The following is a 15,675-nucleotide window of genomic DNA, read 5'->3' as shown; positions in this document are numbered from 1 at the left end:
CCATGAATCGGACAGGCTCTTTTTGGCATATTAGGAGTAGTGCGCCGTTTGGTCGTCAAAGTGCCGGCAGTGCCGCGTTCGTAATATTGCTCTTTACAATCGCGCCGTCATGAATTACTATACAAGTATAGTTACTTACGAAATTAAAGTTTAAAACAAATACATGACAGGGATGTGCCGAGCATGGATAAATTTCATCAAAGCCCGAATGTGACGGTCGGCGAGATCAATATGAAAGTAAAAGAACTGGAACGCACGGTGTCCTTTTACGAGACGATTATTGGCTTGAAGGTGCAGGAAAAATCGGCGGAGCATGCCGTGTTAACGGCCGACGGGGTGTCGCCGTTGGTGACGCTCGAGCAGCCGAAGGATGTCATTCCGCTTGCCGGGCGTCATTCGGGGCTGTACCATTTTGCGCTGCTGCTTCCGACGCGTGCCGATCTTGCCGTTTTTCTGCGGCATTTGATTCAGACTAACTATCCGTTCGGGGCGGCGGATCATTATGTGAGCGAGGCCTTGTACATCACGGATCCCGAAGGGAACGGGATTGAAGTTTATCGGGATCGCCCTTCATCGGAGTGGAATTGGAAAAACGGCTCCGTGGAAATGGCGACGCTTCAGCTCGACGCGAGAGGGATTCTTGAGGCAAGCAGCGAGCCGTGGAGCGGTCTTCCTGCGGGAACGATCATGGGCCATATCCATCTTCATGTCGGAGATTTGAAGCAAGCGGAGCGTTTTTATAACGACGTGCTTGAGTTTAAGACGGTGTCTTATTACCCGCAAGCGGTTTTCATGTCTACGGGAGGGTACCACCACCATATTGCAGTGAACACGTGGCAGGGCGCCGGGGCGCCGACTCCGCCGCGGAATATGGTCGGTCTGAACTGGTATACGATCGTGTTCCCCGATGACGCGGCCCGGCAAGGGGCGATCGGGCGATTGGAGCAATCCGGTGCGCCGGTGGAGAAAGAGTCAAACGGATATTTTACGAGCGACCCGGCGGGCAATCGGATTCGATTAACGATTGAAGCTAAGGGCGAATGAGGAGAGCATGATGGAAATTGGGGTATACACGTTAGCCGATCTGTGCCGGAATCCGCATACGGGGGTAACCATTAGCGCCAAACAGCGTATCCGTGAAATCATAGAGGCTGCGAAAATGGCGGATGAAGCCGGACTTGACGTTTTCGGCGTAGGCGAGCATCATCGTCTGGAATATGCGGTATCGGCCCCGGCGGTAGTCCTCTCGGCGATCGCTCAAGCAACGAAGCGCATTAAATTGACGTCGGCGACAACTGTGTTGAATACGGTAGATCCGGTTCGTTTGTTCGAGGATTTTGCCACGCTCGATCTTTTGTCGGACGGCAGGGCGGAAATTATTGCCGGGCGCGGAGCGTTTATCGAGTCTTTCCCTTTATTCGGGTACGATATGAACGATTACGACGAGTTATTCGAAGAGCATCTGGAGCTGTTTCTAAAGCTGAACGAATCCGGGAAAGTATCGTGGACCGGCCGTCATCGTCCTTCCTTCCAGAATGCCGATATTGCGCCGCGGCCCGAGCAGGATGAAATCCCGCTTTGGGTCGGTGTCGGAGGCACGCCGGAGAGTGCGGTACGTGCTGGCAGATTGGGAACCAATCTAGCATTGGCGATACTTGGCGGCGATCCGCTCCGGTTCAAGCCGTTCGTCGAGCTGTACCGGCAGTCTGCGCTTCAAGCGGGGCACCCGCCGGAGAAGCTGAAGGTCGCCGTGACGGGGCATACGTTTATCGCAGATACGACTGAGCAGGCCAGAGAGGAATATTATCCGTACTATGTGAACTATTGGGCGGAGGTCAACCGGCAGCGCGGAATGAGCGCCCATCTGTCCAGAGGCGATTACGATCGAATGTCCGCGCCGGAGACGGCGCTATTTGTAGGAAGCTCCCAGCAGATTATCGAGAAAATATTGCACCAGCACGAGTTGTTCGGCCATCAGCGGTTTATCGCCCAAATGGATATCGGCGGAATCCCGTTCGGCAAAATTGCCGAAAACATTGAACGGCTGGCGACGGAGATCGCGCCTGCCGTACGAAAAGCTACGAGGAACGATGTCGCTTAGTGAATAAAAAAACGGGGCACCCATGTCATTCAAAGGGGTGCCCCGTTTTTTGAAATCTCAGAAGAAATCCCCCGTATGATTCGTTTCCGTATATACGGAAATAAGGACAATGGCGGGCTCGTCGCCGATATTTTTCACAAAATGAGGCGTGCAGGCGTTCCACGAAAACGAATCGCCCTCGCCGAACTCGGCCGAATCTTCTCCTTGCTCTGCGTAGATGTTCCCCTTAATCACAACATGTACTTCTTCGCCCTCATGCGCATGCGGAGCATCGCCGGTAGAGGCTCCGGGCGGGAACTCGACGAGCATCATTTTGACGTTTGTCGTAGAGCTCAGGTGCTCCACCTTTAAATTCCCGCCGCCGCTAGTCGTCATCTTCCGTTCCTCTTTGCGCACGATGCACATGCGTTCTTCTTTTTTCAGCAGCAAATAAGCCAAAGGTACTTTCAACGCAGCGGCGATGTTTTCAAGCGTGGCGATCGAAGGAGACGTTTTATTCGTTTCCACCTGGCTTAAGAAGCCTTGGGATAAGCCGGTTTCCTCGCAAATTTGCGCGATTGTAATATTTTTCCGTTTGCGGATTGCCCGTATGTTAGAACCGATGTCCATTGTATTCACTCGTCCCCCATAATATTTGCAATAGAGAATATATATTCATATTAACAATTTTACTATTGACATGCTAGTGCCATGTGAGATAAATTACTTATATAAAATATAAATTATTATTACTAATATATAGTTGATCAGCCGAAAGCCAAGCCTAATAAATCATAAGTGAGGAGATCCATCATGAAACCAGCTTACCTGTATGACATTCATATGCCGGCCAATATGGAACCGGACAGAAAATACCCTGTCATTTTCACGCTTCACGGCAAAGGCTCCAATGAGAAAAATATGCTCGGCTTGGCGGCTCCGCTGGCATCCGAATTCATTATCATCAATATTAGAGGCAATCTTACGCTGGGTAACGGGTATCAATATTATGAGCTCAAAAGCTTGGGCAACCCGATTCGGGAATTGTTCGATCAGGCCGTTCAAAATCTGGAGGCATTTATCCGGTATGCGACGGAGAAGTATCCGGTCGATGCGAACAAGCGTTATTTGTTCGGTTTTAGCCAAGGCGCTATCTTGTCCATGACGCTTGCGCTTACAATGGGGGATCAGCTGAAAGGAATCGTGGCGTTGAACGGGTATGTGCCGGCATTTGTTAAGACCGAATATTCCTTGCAATCCGTCAAAAATACGTCCGTATTTATTTCCCACGGGGAATTCGATTCGGTATTCCCGGTCCGGATCGGACAGGAGACGGCGGCTTATTTTCAAGATCAAACGTCCCATCTGACTTTTAACCTGTATCCGACCGATCACGGCGTCTCAGAGGAGAATCAACGGGACTTTGTGAGATGGCTTGAATCGGATGCCGGTATCAATACGAATAAGGAGTGAACCGCTATATGATGCCATCTTATTTTTTCGCGCACGGTGCGCCTTCTATCGTTCTTGAGGATAATGCATACACGGCTTTATTGAAAAATTTCGCTGCCCATACGCCTAAACCGAAAGCGATTGTATTATTTTCAGCGCATTGGGAGCAATCTATGCAAACGGTGAGTGCGGCAGGCCGGTACAGCACCATTTACGATTTCGGAGGATTTCAAGACGAGCTTTATCGGATGACTTATCCGGCCGAAGGGGATCGGGCGCTAAGCGATCAAATCCAATCGTTATTTTCGAAGCATGGGATTCAGAGCGTACTGGATGAAGAAAGAGGGCTCGATCACGGCGCTTGGGCCGTTCTCAAGCTTCTTTATCCCGATGCGGATATTCCGGTAGTCGCGCTGTCCGTCAACCGTTATTTGACTAACGAGCAGCAGTATCAGGTTGGCAAAGCGCTGTCCGAGCTTAGAAAACAAGATATTCTGATCATCGGCAGCGGGGGAACCGTCCACAACTTGCGTAAATTGAATTGGAAGTCGGAAGGCATTGACGGATGGGCCGAAGCGTTTGATAATTGGATTCAAGCCAAGCTGGAGGCGTGGGATGTCGATTCGCTGTTCAACTATAGAGAACTGGCTCCTTATGCGCAAGAAGCGGTGCCGACAAATGAGCACTTTATTCCACTGCTGCTTGCCATGGGGACCGGCGACGCGAACCGGCAGGCCAAATTGCTTCACCGGAGCTATCAATACGGCAATTTAAGCTTAAGCTGCTGGCAGTTTAATTAGGGCGTGTCTGAAAACTCACTCAGGGTCATCTTTCACCGCCTTTTTGCCCTATGCTTCGTTCCGTTTGCTTGACGTACCCCCGGTACGCCTTCACAAACGCGCCTTGCCTAGAACAAAAATTCGGCCAAATCTGCTCCCCTCGGAGTATTCAGACATGCCCTAAAAAAAGAAGGCGTATCGCATGACAAATAAAGTAAAGGCAGCAATAGACAGGACGATCATTATTCTCCTTGCGGTCGTGTTTATCGTACAACAGGTGACGCACTGGGAGCCGCTGACCGTATTGCTCGGCTGCATGGTTTTTGCAGCAATCGTCCTGCTGCTTTTTCAGCTTAAGGGAGCGACGCTGTGGCTGACCGCTGCCTTCGTGGCCGGCGGTGTGCTGCTCATGCTTTGGCAGAAAGCGGATGCGCTGTACTGGTTCGAATCGGCGAGCATTAATGTGACGCTGGTTACTCTGTTTGTTTTCGCCCCATTGTTCGGCATTCCCGTTCGGCTTCCGGCTTATGTCGAAGCCTTGAAGCGGTTTTACCAAGCGAACGTTCGGAGCAAGACGGCTTTGTTCGCCGGTACGCAGCTCCTTACTCAAATTATGGGTGCATTCATCAATGTAGGCTCCATTCCCGTCGTATACCATCTGACGTTCGTTAAACCGCAGCCGGGCATTATGACCCGGCTGCTTGTTAATGCAATGAACAGAGGATTCGGGGGAGCGATTTTATGGTCGCCGTATTTTGCGGCTATGACAATTGTGACCTCTTCGCTTTCGTTGTACTGGTCATCCCTTCTTCCCTACGTGCTCGGGCTGGCGTTGTTGAGCGTGCTTGTCAGCTTGGTTGTAGATTTCCGGTGGCTAAGGGAGAGCCGGAATGAGGAAGAGGAGACCGCCTCTTCGGAGCGGGAGAGACCCGATGCGAACCGGGAGCGTGCCGGTTTTCCGGCAGGGCTGGGCATGTATTTGCTGCTGGCCATAGCCGCCGTCTTGCTGCTGGAGCGGTTGATCGATCTGCCTATGGTTTTGATCACTTGTATGGCTGCCGTCTTATTCCCGCTAGCCTGGTGCTTGGGGAAGGGAGCGATGGCGACATACCGGCAAGGGCTGACCAATCATTTTACGGTGACGCTTCCGGCTTTGCAGAAAGAAATCGCGCTGTTTCTGGCGGCCGGTTTTTTCAGCGGCTCGATCAGCGCCACCGGGTTCGGCGCTTCCGTCCCAGCACTGCTTGACGCGGTTCCGCTTCCGATTTCTTTATCCTTCTCGATTGCTGCGATAGCTTTAATTGCAGCTACATCTTTGATCGGCATTCATCCGATCGTACCGGTCACCGTTCTTGCGACAGGGATAGATCCCTCGGCGGTTCATATAAGCCCGGTTTATTTCGGGGTTCTGCTGCTTGGAGGCTGGGGCCTGTCGAATCCGATTTCCCCTGTCTCCGCCGTGAACAATCTGTTGGCGGGGATCCTGCAGAAGTCGGTAGTCGAGCTTGCGCGGCCGAATTATAAATATGCGGCTGTAATGGCGGTTATCCTCTTGCTCTTCTTATCTGCGGGCTTGTTCTGAAGCTTGTTGAGAACGCAGCTCACATCATTGCAGGGCATATAAAAATCATGCAGCGCCTGTAAGCTTTTCCGAGGCCGCTGCCGTACCTCCAGTCAACAAAAAAGCCGGCTTAATGCTAAGCCCGGCTTCTTTTCATTTCGTACATGGCATTGTCGGCAATGTTGATCAAGGCTTGCCCCTCGACTCCGTCCGTCGGGTAACGGCTTACGCCGATGCTCATCCCGACGGGAAGAGCTCCGTATTTCGAAATATATTTTGAGAATTTCTCCTGCATGTGCTCGATCTTCCTCTCGACTTCTTCGTACGACGGCGAATTGGCGATAAATAAAATAAACTCGTCCCCGCCCATTCTCGCTGCAACCCCGCAATCTTCAACCGCCTCTTTTATGATTTGCGCCGCGTATTTCAGGGTTTCGTCCCCGGCGAGATGTCCGCGTGTATCGTTCAACAACTTGATTTTATCCAGATCGATAAGGAGGAGGGCCAGCGTTTGGTTATGGCGTTCCGCTTCTTGTAACGCTTCCTCCAATTTCTCATGGAAGTACCGCCGGTTCGGCAATCGTGTCAGCGGGTCGTGATAGGCCAAAAATTTGACCTCTTCCTGGTGCCGTTTCTGAACGGAAATGTCCCGAAGAATCAAAAGCACATGTTGTTCGTTGTCGACCCATACGTAATCGGCGTTAACCAGCAGAAAAAGCCGCTTGTTGTTGTGGGAAATATCCGTTTCATAATGATCGATTTCCAGCTTCGCTTGCATGCGCTCTTTAATTATGGGGTCCAGCAGGTTGAAAAATTGCGCGAACTCCAGTTCAAACGAACGGAAAAGTTGAATCGCCCGCGGATTGGCGTCTTTGACCGTTTGCATGCGATCGATAAGAAGGATGGCGTCCGGATTCATATTGAACAGCTTCTCGTAACGCTTATCGTATAAATTTAGAAAATCATGCCTTTTCATCGTATGTCTCAGGAAGTAACACCAAATAACGCCGCTGTATAAATACGGATATGGAGGCAAGCTGTCTTCGAAATTGAAGTAGCCGAAAATGATATGCCCGATTACGGAGACGACGACGCCGAAAATGAGATGGTTGTATATGGTTCTCTGCTCGAGAGTGTCCGATTTCGACTTTGCGATCAGCAGCGGAATCAAATAGGAGAAATTGATCATTATGCTCACCGACATCGCTTGGTAATAGCCGGCATTATAGACCGGAAGCTTCCACATGCCCATCTGAACGAATTGTTGGGCGGAGATCCATTTTGCGCCTGTAACCAGGTTCATAAAAATGAAAATCAGAGGCAAGTAAAAAACATAGGGGTAAACGAATCTCGGCAGCTTCGTTTCTAAACGGGTAAACTTGACCAGGAAATGAAAGCCGAGTCCGGGAATGGCAATGCCGACGCTGCTTAGCCAAAGGGCGGACAATATGGGGCTATAATCGATGGAAACCTGGTTTCGAATGTATTCCTCGGCGAATAAAAGAAGATAACAAAGAGAGATGAGACTGAGTAAAATATGCTCGGTTTTCTTCTTATTGCGCAGCAATACGTCGGTAGCCATATAGGTGAAAAACAAAATGGGAATGCCGTGCGTAAATAAAAGAATGAACGCTTCCTTCAGATTCATAGGCTCACCTTGGCTTTCTGTATGCTGGGATGCAGTTTGATTCTATTCATTTAATGAATCTATTGCAATAGCTTTATTTATCGACCATACAAGATTTGATATGATTGTAGGGATACCGAAAATATACGCGATTGAAGCAGGTGGGTTCATGATAGAGATACCGGGTTTTCGAGTTGTCGAAAAAATCGGCGGCAATGGGGAAATCAGTGTATACCGATTGCTGCGATTGGAAGATAATCTGAAGATCATTGCTAAGACAACATGCGAAAATTATGCCGGATCGAATATGATCGCTGCCTTTCAATACGAGTATGAGCAGCTGCTTCGTTTAAAGGGCAGAGGAGTGCTTGAGCCGCACAGCTTGGAGCTGGTGGCGGACCGGCCTGTCCTGCTCCTGCACGATCCCGGCGGGACGACGCTTGAGCAAGCGATGCGAACGCGGAGAGCTTCTTTGCGGTTTCCGGAGCTTCTGGGGGCCGCTATAGCTATGGCGGATTGCATTCGGCACATTCATCATGCCAATATTAGGCTCCATGAAATAACGCCTTTCCATATATTAATTAACGATACCTATACCGAAGTCAAAGTGATCGATATTCGTTTATGCTCCACAGAAAAAGACCCGAATCCGTTCTCGCAGCCGGCGGGGAGGCCGGACTCCGTTCTTCCTTACTTGTCTCCGGAGCAAACGGGGAGAACGGGGAGGGGACCGGACTACCGTTCGGATTTTTATTCTTTCGGCGTTATTTTATATGAATGGTTCGCAGGGAGCTTGCCGTTTCAGTTGCAGAACGCGCTGGATATGGTGTATCACCATCTTGCTGCCACTCCGGATCCCGTTTATACCAGAAACCAATCCGTGCCGAAGGTCGTTTCCGATATCGTCGGCAAATGCATGGAGAAAATGCCCGAAGCGAGGTATGCAAGCGCGTACGGAATCAAGGCGGATTTGGAGGAATGTCTCGTTCAGTATCGCGTATCGGGGAAAGTTCAGCCATTTCCTCTTGCCAATCACGATATTTCAGAAAGATTGCTCCTGTCGGAAGGATTTATCGGCAAAGAAGCGGAGCAGCTTATATTGCTGCAGTCGCTGAAACGGGTTTCCGAAGGCGCTGCGGAAGCCGTCTGGGTCGGCGGGGAGGCGGGGGTCGGGAAAACCTCCTTTGTAGTCGAGACTATACGCGACTCCATTCCCGCGAAGGGCTTTTTCACAGTCTGCCAATTCGATTTTATAGCTACCGCGCTTCCTTATGCCGTTTGGCGGCAAGCCATAGCGGAGCTGGCCGACCATTTGCTGACTTTGCATCAGGCGCAAGTGGAAGAGTGGAAGCTGAGAATTTTAGATGCGGTACAAGGCTGCGGGCGGCTGCTGATCGAAATGGCCCCCCGCCTGGAATTGCTGATCGGGGAGCAGCCGGCCGTTGCCGTTTTGCCTGCGGTGGAAGCCCAAAACCGATTTCATCTTGTCATGAACCGATTTTTTCAATTGTTCGTTCAGTCGGAGCAGTCTTTGGTTTTATTCTTCGATAATTTACAGTGGGCTGATGAAGCTTCGATTCAATATTTATGCCATTTGCTGGGGGATAGGGGAACGAAGCGCTTGCTGGTCATCGGCGCATACCGGGACAATGGGACGGCTCCGGAGCATCCTCTTCGCGAGCTGGTAAACAAGCTTGAGGATACCGGTACGCGTATGGAGCGGATACGGCTTACTGCCTGCAATTTCGAAGAGCTGAAGCATATGCTGAGGTCCATGCTCCAAGGCCAAATAGACGGAATCGATGAATTGGCGGATGTATTGCTCCGTAAGACCGGGGGCAATCCGTTATTTCTCAAGCAGTTCCTGCAGGAAATAGTGGACCGCAACCTGGGGAGCTTCGATGAGCGAAGCAGGACTTGGCAGTGGAATGTGCAGCTTATTGCCGAATGGAACGTTTCCGTTAATGCTGCCGCCTCCATATCGAACTCGCTGCAGAAATTGCCGGAGCAGACGGTTTATATACTCGGCCGGGCGGCTTTTCTCGGCAAGCAGTTTAGTCTGCATACGCTTTCCCTTATTACCGGACTTGAAAAGGATCAACTGTTTGGTAGCGTGGAAATTGCCGTCGATAACCGGCTGCTGCTGCCGTCGTACGAAGATCGCACCTCTTACATTTTCCAGCATGATTATATTCAACAATCCGCATACGAGCTTGTGCCCGAGACGGAGCGGACGAAGCTGCATATAGAGTTCGGCTTTCTTCTCGCGCAGCGGATGAGAGCCGGCGAAGACGTCCCCGTATTCGAAGTGGTGGGTCATTTAAACCAGGCTGCGGCACAGGTCGACTCCTTGGAGAAAAAGCTGGAATTGGCGGAGCTCAACGTGCAAGCGGGCGTTAAGGCGAAGCAGTCGAATGCGTTCAGAACGTCGCTGGACTATTTGCGCCATGCCACCGGGCTGCTGGAAGACGATTGCTGGGACAGCTGTTACCCGCTGGCTTATCAAGCATACAAAGAAAGGGCTGAAGCCGAGTTCCTAAACGCGGACTATGCGGCGGCGGATGATACGTTCAACCTGGTATTGAGGAAAGCGGCCGATTTTGACAAAGCGCAGGCATGCATTATGATGATCCAGCTGGAGATGAACCGAAATAACTTCCCAAAAGTGCTTTCGTTAAGCGAGATGACCTTGAAGCTGCTAGGCATGAAGCACAACTTCAACCCCGGTCCGCTGGAGATGCTGCTGCAATGGACGCGAGTGCGGCGAAAGCTCCGCAAACATCCCGTTCATTCCTTCGCCAATCTTCCTCCTATGACGGATGAACGGCGTAAAGCGGCGTTAGCCGTTATGGTCCATTCGACTAACGCGAGCTTTACTTTAGAGAAGAAGGTCTGGCTTTCGTCCATTCTAATGATGCTGGAGATGACGATGGACTACGGGATGACGCCGGAGGCTTCCATCGGGTTCGTGAGCTACGCGATGATTCAGCATTACCAGTTCCATGATTATGAAGCGGCATATAAGTGGGGGCAGCTCGCCCTTGCGACCGCAAAGAACAATCCTGGACTGTATGCGCAAACCTACAGCGCATTCTCGCTCTGCTATGACGGCTGGAGGCGCTACGAGCCCGGATTTTTGCTTGCGTATACCGATCATACGGGCAAGACCGCTTTGCAATCGGGAGCTCTATGGCATGCCAACCACAGTGTGCTGACAAACTGCTCGCTGCTTTTTCAATTCGGTCATCCGCTGAAGGATATTTATACTAGGCTCCTTTCTCAATCGGATGCGTTCAAGCAAAACGAGAACGTGCTGTACTGGAAGCAAGCGGTAATCCTTGGCAATCTGCTTACGGCTTTGACCGGAAATCGGGCTCCGGATGATAGGTTATCGGGAACGAATATCGATGCGAAAGCTTTTATGGAAGATGTGACCGGCGACGCTAAGCGCTATTACTTGCAAGGGCTGGTCAACATTAATCAATATATTACCGGCTACTTGCTCGGCGATTACCGAAAAGCCCGGCTTGCGCTTGAGCACACGATGAATATGGTGAATTTGAGAACAACCCAGATCATTGATTCGTCGAGCTATTATTACTATGAAGTGCTGGTGTTAAAAGAGATCTATGAAGCAGGAAGCAAGCGGGAAAAGGCAAGCTATTGGAATAGGATCCGCCGGAGCTTGAAAAATCTGAAACCCATGGCGCGCCGCAGCCCGGAGAACTATATGCATAAATATCTGCTGGTCCGGGCGGAGCATGCAAGGCTTGGAGGCAAGGGACACGAGGCCGAACGATTTTATGAAGAAGCGTTACATGCGGCACGCACCCGCGGACATGTCCATGACGTGGGCATCATTTCCGAATGTTTTGCCAAGCACTTTATCAATAGCGGGAGACCGCCGCTTGCAAGGCTCTATTTGACGGAAGCCTATGAAGCGTATATGAGCTGGGGGGCGCTTGCCAAAACGGCCGATATGGAAGCGAAGTACGGTCATTTGCTGCAGCCGAAGCGGGAAGCGAAAACCGATTTGGAGCGGATCGACTACTTCTCTGTCGCCATGTCTGCACAAACGCTGTCGGGTGAAATGGAAATGGGCAGCTTGCTGCATATGCTGATGCGTATTATGCTTCAGAATGCCGGCGCGGAATACGGCGCGCTCATTTTCGATCATGAAGACCGCTGGATGGTTGAGGCGTACGGAACGGCCGAGAAGCTTCATATCGAATCGATTCCGTTGGAGGAGGCCGAGCGGCTGCTTCCGGCAGCCATTATCGGTTATACGATACGAACGAAAGAAGAGGTCGTGCTCCATGACGTTGCGGGCAACAGTATGTTCCAACGGAACGAGTACATTAAGAATAACCGGCTGAAATCGGCGCTGTGCCTGCCTATCATGCATCAAAACAAGCTGATCTGCTTGCTTTATCTGGAGAATAATCTGTCGACCGGGGTTTTCACGGAGGAACGGTTGGACATACTGAAGCTGCTCAGCTCCCAATGCGCGATTTCCATTACCAATGCCAAGCTGTATTCGGGAATTCAGTACTTGAAAAACAATTTGGAGGATCAGGTGATGGAACGGACGCGGGCGCTGCAAAGATCCATGGACGCAACATCCGAAGCTTTGGCGGAAACGATGGTTTACGCGGAGCGAAACCGGATCGCGCAGGAAATTCACGATATCGTCGGCCATACCCTCACCTCGACGATTGTCCAGATCGAAGCGGGCAAGCGCCTTTTGCAGAAAGATGCGGAAGGCGCCGTAACAAGGTTTAAGGAAGCGCAAGATCTTGTCCGGCACAGCTTGAGCGAGATCCGCAATTCCGTCCATATGCTGAAAGAGGATAAATATTATGACATCACGGAGGCTTTGCAGCAGCTGATTCAGGACACGGAGCGGAATACGGGAGTGCTCATCCATGCCGAGATGGACCCTATATCCCATTTGTCTTTAATACAGAAAAAAGTCATCTACCACGCGCTGCAAGAAGGTTTAACGAACGGCATACGGCATGGCGGCTGCAATACGTTCAGCTTCAGCTTGCGGAATGACGGTTCGCTGATTCAGTTCATACTGGCGGATAACGGAAGAGGCGCAAGCAATCTCGAGCCGGGTTTCGGCCTTAAAATGATGAGGGACCGTGTACAGCAGCTGAAAGGCACGTTGTACGTGGATGCCGAGCCGGATAAAGGATGCTTGCTGCGAATCAGCTTGCCCTGCTAGTCCGGAGCGCCTCCGGCTGATTCCCCGTAGTTTCGGGCGAGCCGTTATGATAGTATATAGCAGGATAAGAAGAGGAGAAGTGAACGAATATGATCATCATCACAATACCGACGCCGGACGTGACCATCACCAAACAGAAAGACCCCCAGATGAGCAACATTTACGGTTTTACCGATTTTCACCTGATCCCCAGGGATAAGGGCGGGTTCTTCATGTTCTATAACGATCAGGACGAGCTGCTGTTCGTCGGCAAGGCCAGAAAGCTCAGACCGCGGATCAAAAAGCATTTCGAGGATACCGTATCGGACATGAAGAATCACCGCGACGAGGTCGCCAAGATTGAGGTTTGCGTCAACGAAAACCCTGTAGACCGCGAGATCTACGAAACCTATATTATCAATAAAAATAGAGCCAAGTACAACGTAGACAAAGTGTTGTATAAGTAGGGTCCGCGTAAGAAAAAGCGATGAACGCATCCAAAGGGGTATTCCCGTAAAGCGGTATAGTAGCGCTGCGGAGATACCCTATCTGTTTAGCACGCGAATATATCCAGGAGATGAGGCATAGTGACGAAATCGATAGTAGAAAAGCTGAATTTGCATAAGTTCGAGCACGCCGCGATATTGGACGAGCCGAAAGGCTCGGATTACTTCACCGGGCTGTCAGGCTACGATACTGCGCTCGCTAAGGATTGCGCTTATGATCTCATATTTGCTTTTGTGCTGGATACGGAAGCATTAAAGGGACTGGTTAACCGTGTCATCGAGCATCGGCATCTCCGTAAGAACGGCTATCTCTTTATGGCCTATCCTAAAAAGGGAAATAAAGTATACCCGACGTTCATTCATCGCGACGACTTGATGGGCGATCTGGAGAGCGATGAGAACGGGTATGTCGGGACAAGCGATATAAAATTCGCCCGAATGGTGGGGCTGGACGATGTCTTTACGGTCGTAGGGCTGAAAGAGGACGCGTGGGGCAAGAACAAAGAGCAGACTTCTTCGAAAGCAAGCCAACGCGTGGACGATTATGTGTCCTTGATTCCCAGTGTGGAGAACGATCTGGAGGATGCCCCGGAGCTGCTTGCCGTCTACCGGTCGCTTACACCGGGATACCGCAAAGACTGGGCGCGTTATGTCTATAGCGCTAAGCAAGAGGATACGAAGGCAAAGCGGCGCGAGGAAATGAAGATGATTCTGCAGGCGGGCTATAAAAGCCGCGAGCTCTACCGTAAGGATCACCCCTGATGGAGAATGCGGCTCCAATAAACCGATGAGGCTCCGCTTGACTGCAATTCAGGACGGAGCCTCTTCTGAGAACGTAACAAGGCAGATGCCGTTCCGAACGCTCCACCCAAACGTTCAGGAGCATATTAAGCCGGCTTATCCGTCATGCTCCTCCATCAATTGTTCATACTGCGAAAGCAAGCGGTCGAGCTCGTCAAAAAGGACAAACCGGGCTATGCGATACACCTCTTTCCCTTCGTGGAAAACCAGCACTGTCGGTGCGGACAGCGTCAGATACTCGGATGCGACGTCCGGCGCATCCGCTATATATACGTAAATGCCGGCGATGCCCGTCCGGGATTCCAGCATGACGGATAGCTTGGCCTGAACGGATTCGCATACCCCGCAATCGGCTGACTTCATGACAAGCAGAACCAGCTGATTTTCCGCGATAACTTGCTTCAATTCGCTAAGACTCATCATTCGTTTCATTTTTTTACCCCCGATAACCCAATCGTTCGCCGCCGTTGTTAATGTGTCGAGCTTACTACATTATAACATCCCATTTGCCTCAACGAGCTGACGGTAAGCCCCTTTGTACGCTGCAATCCGAAAATGCCCGCTTGGATCATGGAATCGAGGTCCCCATAATACTGGAGTCCGAATTTGCCGGCTTGAAGAATGGATTCACCGGTATGCCGAGCCGAATAGCCTCTGCAAGCGGGCATTTTCGGACTGCCGGCGAGGGAAGGAAGCCAGACTTGATTCCAACAGGGCAAAACCGGACTGCAGCGCAGGCAAGGCAGCTTGGTTTCGTGTGCGGGCAGATGTTATCATGTAGTATTCAAACCATTTTGCGCAGCAGCATGAGAGGATATTTTTTATGAAAAAACGGATTATAGATATTTTTGTCATCATGGCGGGAGCGCTGCTTTTTGCTTTGGCGATCAACCTGTTCGTCATTCCCAATGAGTTCGGCGAAGGCGGGGTAACGGGAATAACCATCATTTTGTACTACCTGTTCGAGTGGTCGCCCAGCCTTGTGAGTTTGATTTTTAACGCCGTTTTGTTGATCGCCGGTTATAAATTTCTCGATAAATCGACGACGGTGTATACGATCATTGCGGTTTCGTTCCATTCCCTTTTCCTGCACCTGACGGAGGATTGGCACATCGCGTCCGATGAATTGACGATCAACGCGATATTCGGAGGCGTGTTCGCGGGCGCGGGGATCGGTTTGATTATACGGGTCGGCGGGACAACCGCGGGGACGACCATTTTAGCGAGAATGATGAATAAGTACCTGGATTGGAATGTCAGTTATGCGCTGTTATTTTTCGATTTGATCGTCGCGTTCTCTTCGTATTTCATTATCGGCGCTCAAAGCTTGATGTTTACGATCGTCATGCTTTATATAGCGACCAAAGTGATGGACTTCATTATTGAAGGCGTGAATCCGAAGAAGGCAGTTACCATTATATCCAAAGAGCATAATAAAATAGCGGAGCAAGTGAACGTAGTGATGGACAGAGGAGTTACCGTCATCTACGGACAAGGCCATTATTCCAAAACGCCCAAAGAGATCCTGTACATTGTAATCAGCAAGCAGGAAGTGAGCATGCTCAAGAAGATCGTCAGATCGATCGACAAAGAGGCGTTCATTACCATTCATGACGTACGCGATGTGTTCGGGGAAGGGTTCGTCGATATTTCGAAGTGA

Annotated in this window: 12 protein-coding genes; 9 read left to right on the top strand and 3 right to left on the bottom strand. The window is 50.7% G+C overall.

Going from position 1 to position 15,675, the window contains the following annotated elements; genetic code table 11:
* The first annotated feature begins 183 nt into the window (after positions 1-183).
* Positions 184-1,044, top strand: a complete 861-nt coding sequence (locus DQG23_RS20440; RefSeq protein ID WP_113032733.1) for a VOC family protein — start codon at positions 184-186, stop codon at positions 1,042-1,044.
* A gap of 10 nt (positions 1,045-1,054) precedes the next feature.
* Positions 1,055-2,101, top strand: a complete 1,047-nt coding sequence (locus tag DQG23_RS20435) for an LLM class flavin-dependent oxidoreductase (protein ID WP_113032732.1) — start codon at positions 1,055-1,057, stop codon at positions 2,099-2,101.
* Positions 2,102-2,158: 57 nt separating this feature from the next.
* Here the strand turns inward: DQG23_RS20435 and DQG23_RS20430 are convergent, their stop codons facing one another.
* Positions 2,159-2,710, bottom strand: coding sequence for a helix-turn-helix domain-containing protein (locus DQG23_RS20430; protein WP_113032731.1), 552 nt, complete (start codon positions 2,708-2,710; stop codon positions 2,159-2,161).
* Positions 2,711-2,893: 183 nt separating this feature from the next.
* Between DQG23_RS20430 and DQG23_RS20425 the strand changes: the two genes are divergently transcribed.
* The 3 genes from DQG23_RS20425 (at position 2,894) to DQG23_RS20415 (ending at position 5,893) form a co-directional block, all read left to right on the top strand.
* The gene (locus DQG23_RS20425) at positions 2,894-3,553 is read left to right on the top strand and encodes an alpha/beta hydrolase (protein ID WP_113032730.1); all 660 of its coding nucleotides are present in this window, start codon (positions 2,894-2,896) and stop codon (positions 3,551-3,553) included.
* Positions 3,554-3,561: 8 nt separating this feature from the next.
* A complete protein-coding gene (locus DQG23_RS20420) occupies positions 3,562-4,332 on the top strand; it encodes a dioxygenase family protein (RefSeq protein ID WP_113032729.1) in 771 nt (256 codons plus the stop codon).
* A gap of 181 nt (positions 4,333-4,513) precedes the next feature.
* Positions 4,514-5,893 (top strand): hypothetical protein, encoded by a 1,380-nt coding sequence (locus DQG23_RS20415; protein WP_113032728.1) that lies wholly within the window; start codon positions 4,514-4,516, stop codon positions 5,891-5,893.
* 115 nt (positions 5,894-6,008) lie between these two features.
* On the opposite strand, the gene DQG23_RS20410 is transcribed toward DQG23_RS20415, so the two are convergent.
* Positions 6,009-7,520, bottom strand: coding sequence for a GGDEF domain-containing protein (locus tag DQG23_RS20410; protein ID WP_113032727.1), 1,512 nt, complete (start codon positions 7,518-7,520; stop codon positions 6,009-6,011).
* Between the two features lie 148 nt (positions 7,521-7,668).
* Between DQG23_RS20410 and DQG23_RS20405 the strand changes: the two genes are divergently transcribed.
* The 3 genes from DQG23_RS20405 (at position 7,669) to DQG23_RS20395 (ending at position 13,976) form a co-directional block, all read left to right on the top strand.
* Positions 7,669-12,729 carry an AAA family ATPase gene (locus tag DQG23_RS20405; protein ID WP_113032726.1) on the top strand — a complete coding sequence of 1,687 codons (5,061 nt, stop codon included), beginning with the start codon at positions 7,669-7,671 and terminating at the stop codon, positions 12,727-12,729.
* 89 nt (positions 12,730-12,818) lie between these two features.
* Positions 12,819-13,175 (top strand): nucleotide excision repair endonuclease, encoded by a 357-nt coding sequence (locus tag DQG23_RS20400; RefSeq protein ID WP_113032725.1) that lies wholly within the window; start codon positions 12,819-12,821, stop codon positions 13,173-13,175.
* Between the two features lie 120 nt (positions 13,176-13,295).
* Positions 13,296-13,976, top strand: coding sequence for a YdeI/OmpD-associated family protein (locus DQG23_RS20395; RefSeq protein ID WP_113032724.1), 681 nt, complete (start codon positions 13,296-13,298; stop codon positions 13,974-13,976).
* 135 nt (positions 13,977-14,111) lie between these two features.
* Here DQG23_RS20395 and DQG23_RS20390 read toward each other — a convergent pair whose 3' ends face one another.
* A complete protein-coding gene (locus tag DQG23_RS20390; protein WP_113032723.1) occupies positions 14,112-14,447 on the bottom strand; it encodes a thioredoxin family protein in 336 nt (111 codons plus the stop codon).
* Positions 14,448-14,838: 391 nt separating this feature from the next.
* On the opposite strand from DQG23_RS20390, the gene DQG23_RS20385 reads away from it, so the two are divergent.
* Positions 14,839-15,675, top strand: coding sequence for a YitT family protein (locus tag DQG23_RS20385; RefSeq protein ID WP_113032722.1), 837 nt, complete (start codon positions 14,839-14,841; stop codon positions 15,673-15,675).

The sequence above is a fragment of the Paenibacillus contaminans genome (genome assembly GCF_003285015.1).
Lineage (GTDB): Bacteria > Bacillota > Bacilli > Paenibacillales > NBRC-103111 > Paenibacillus_V > Paenibacillus_V contaminans.
This window is presented reverse-complemented; position numbering and strand designations above follow the sequence as displayed.

Bases quoted from the DNA above. Each gene is read 5' to 3' on its own strand.
- DQG23_RS20405 (WP_113032726.1), top strand. From the start codon at position 7,669: ATGATAGAGATACCGGGTTTTCGAGTTGTCGAAAAAATCGGCGGCAAT.
- DQG23_RS20415 (WP_113032728.1), top strand. From the start codon at position 4,514: ATGACAAATAAAGTAAAGGCAGCAATAGACAGGACGATCATTATTCTC.
- DQG23_RS20425 (WP_113032730.1), top strand. From the start codon at position 2,894: ATGAAACCAGCTTACCTGTATGACATTCATATGCCGGCCAATATGGAA.
- DQG23_RS20430 (WP_113032731.1), bottom strand. From the start codon at position 2,710: ATGGACATCGGTTCTAACATACGGGCAATCCGCAAACGGAAAAATATT.
- DQG23_RS20420 (WP_113032729.1), top strand. From the start codon at position 3,562: ATGATGCCATCTTATTTTTTCGCGCACGGTGCGCCTTCTATCGTTCTT.
- DQG23_RS20390 (WP_113032723.1), bottom strand. From the start codon at position 14,447: ATGAAACGAATGATGAGTCTTAGCGAATTGAAGCAAGTTATCGCGGAA.
- DQG23_RS20435 (WP_113032732.1), top strand. From the start codon at position 1,055: ATGGAAATTGGGGTATACACGTTAGCCGATCTGTGCCGGAATCCGCAT.
- DQG23_RS20385 (WP_113032722.1), top strand. From the start codon at position 14,839: ATGAAAAAACGGATTATAGATATTTTTGTCATCATGGCGGGAGCGCTG.
- DQG23_RS20410 (WP_113032727.1), bottom strand. From the start codon at position 7,520: ATGAATCTGAAGGAAGCGTTCATTCTTTTATTTACGCACGGCATTCCC.
- DQG23_RS20400 (WP_113032725.1), top strand. From the start codon at position 12,819: ATGATCATCATCACAATACCGACGCCGGACGTGACCATCACCAAACAG.
- DQG23_RS20440 (WP_113032733.1), top strand. From the start codon at position 184: ATGGATAAATTTCATCAAAGCCCGAATGTGACGGTCGGCGAGATCAAT.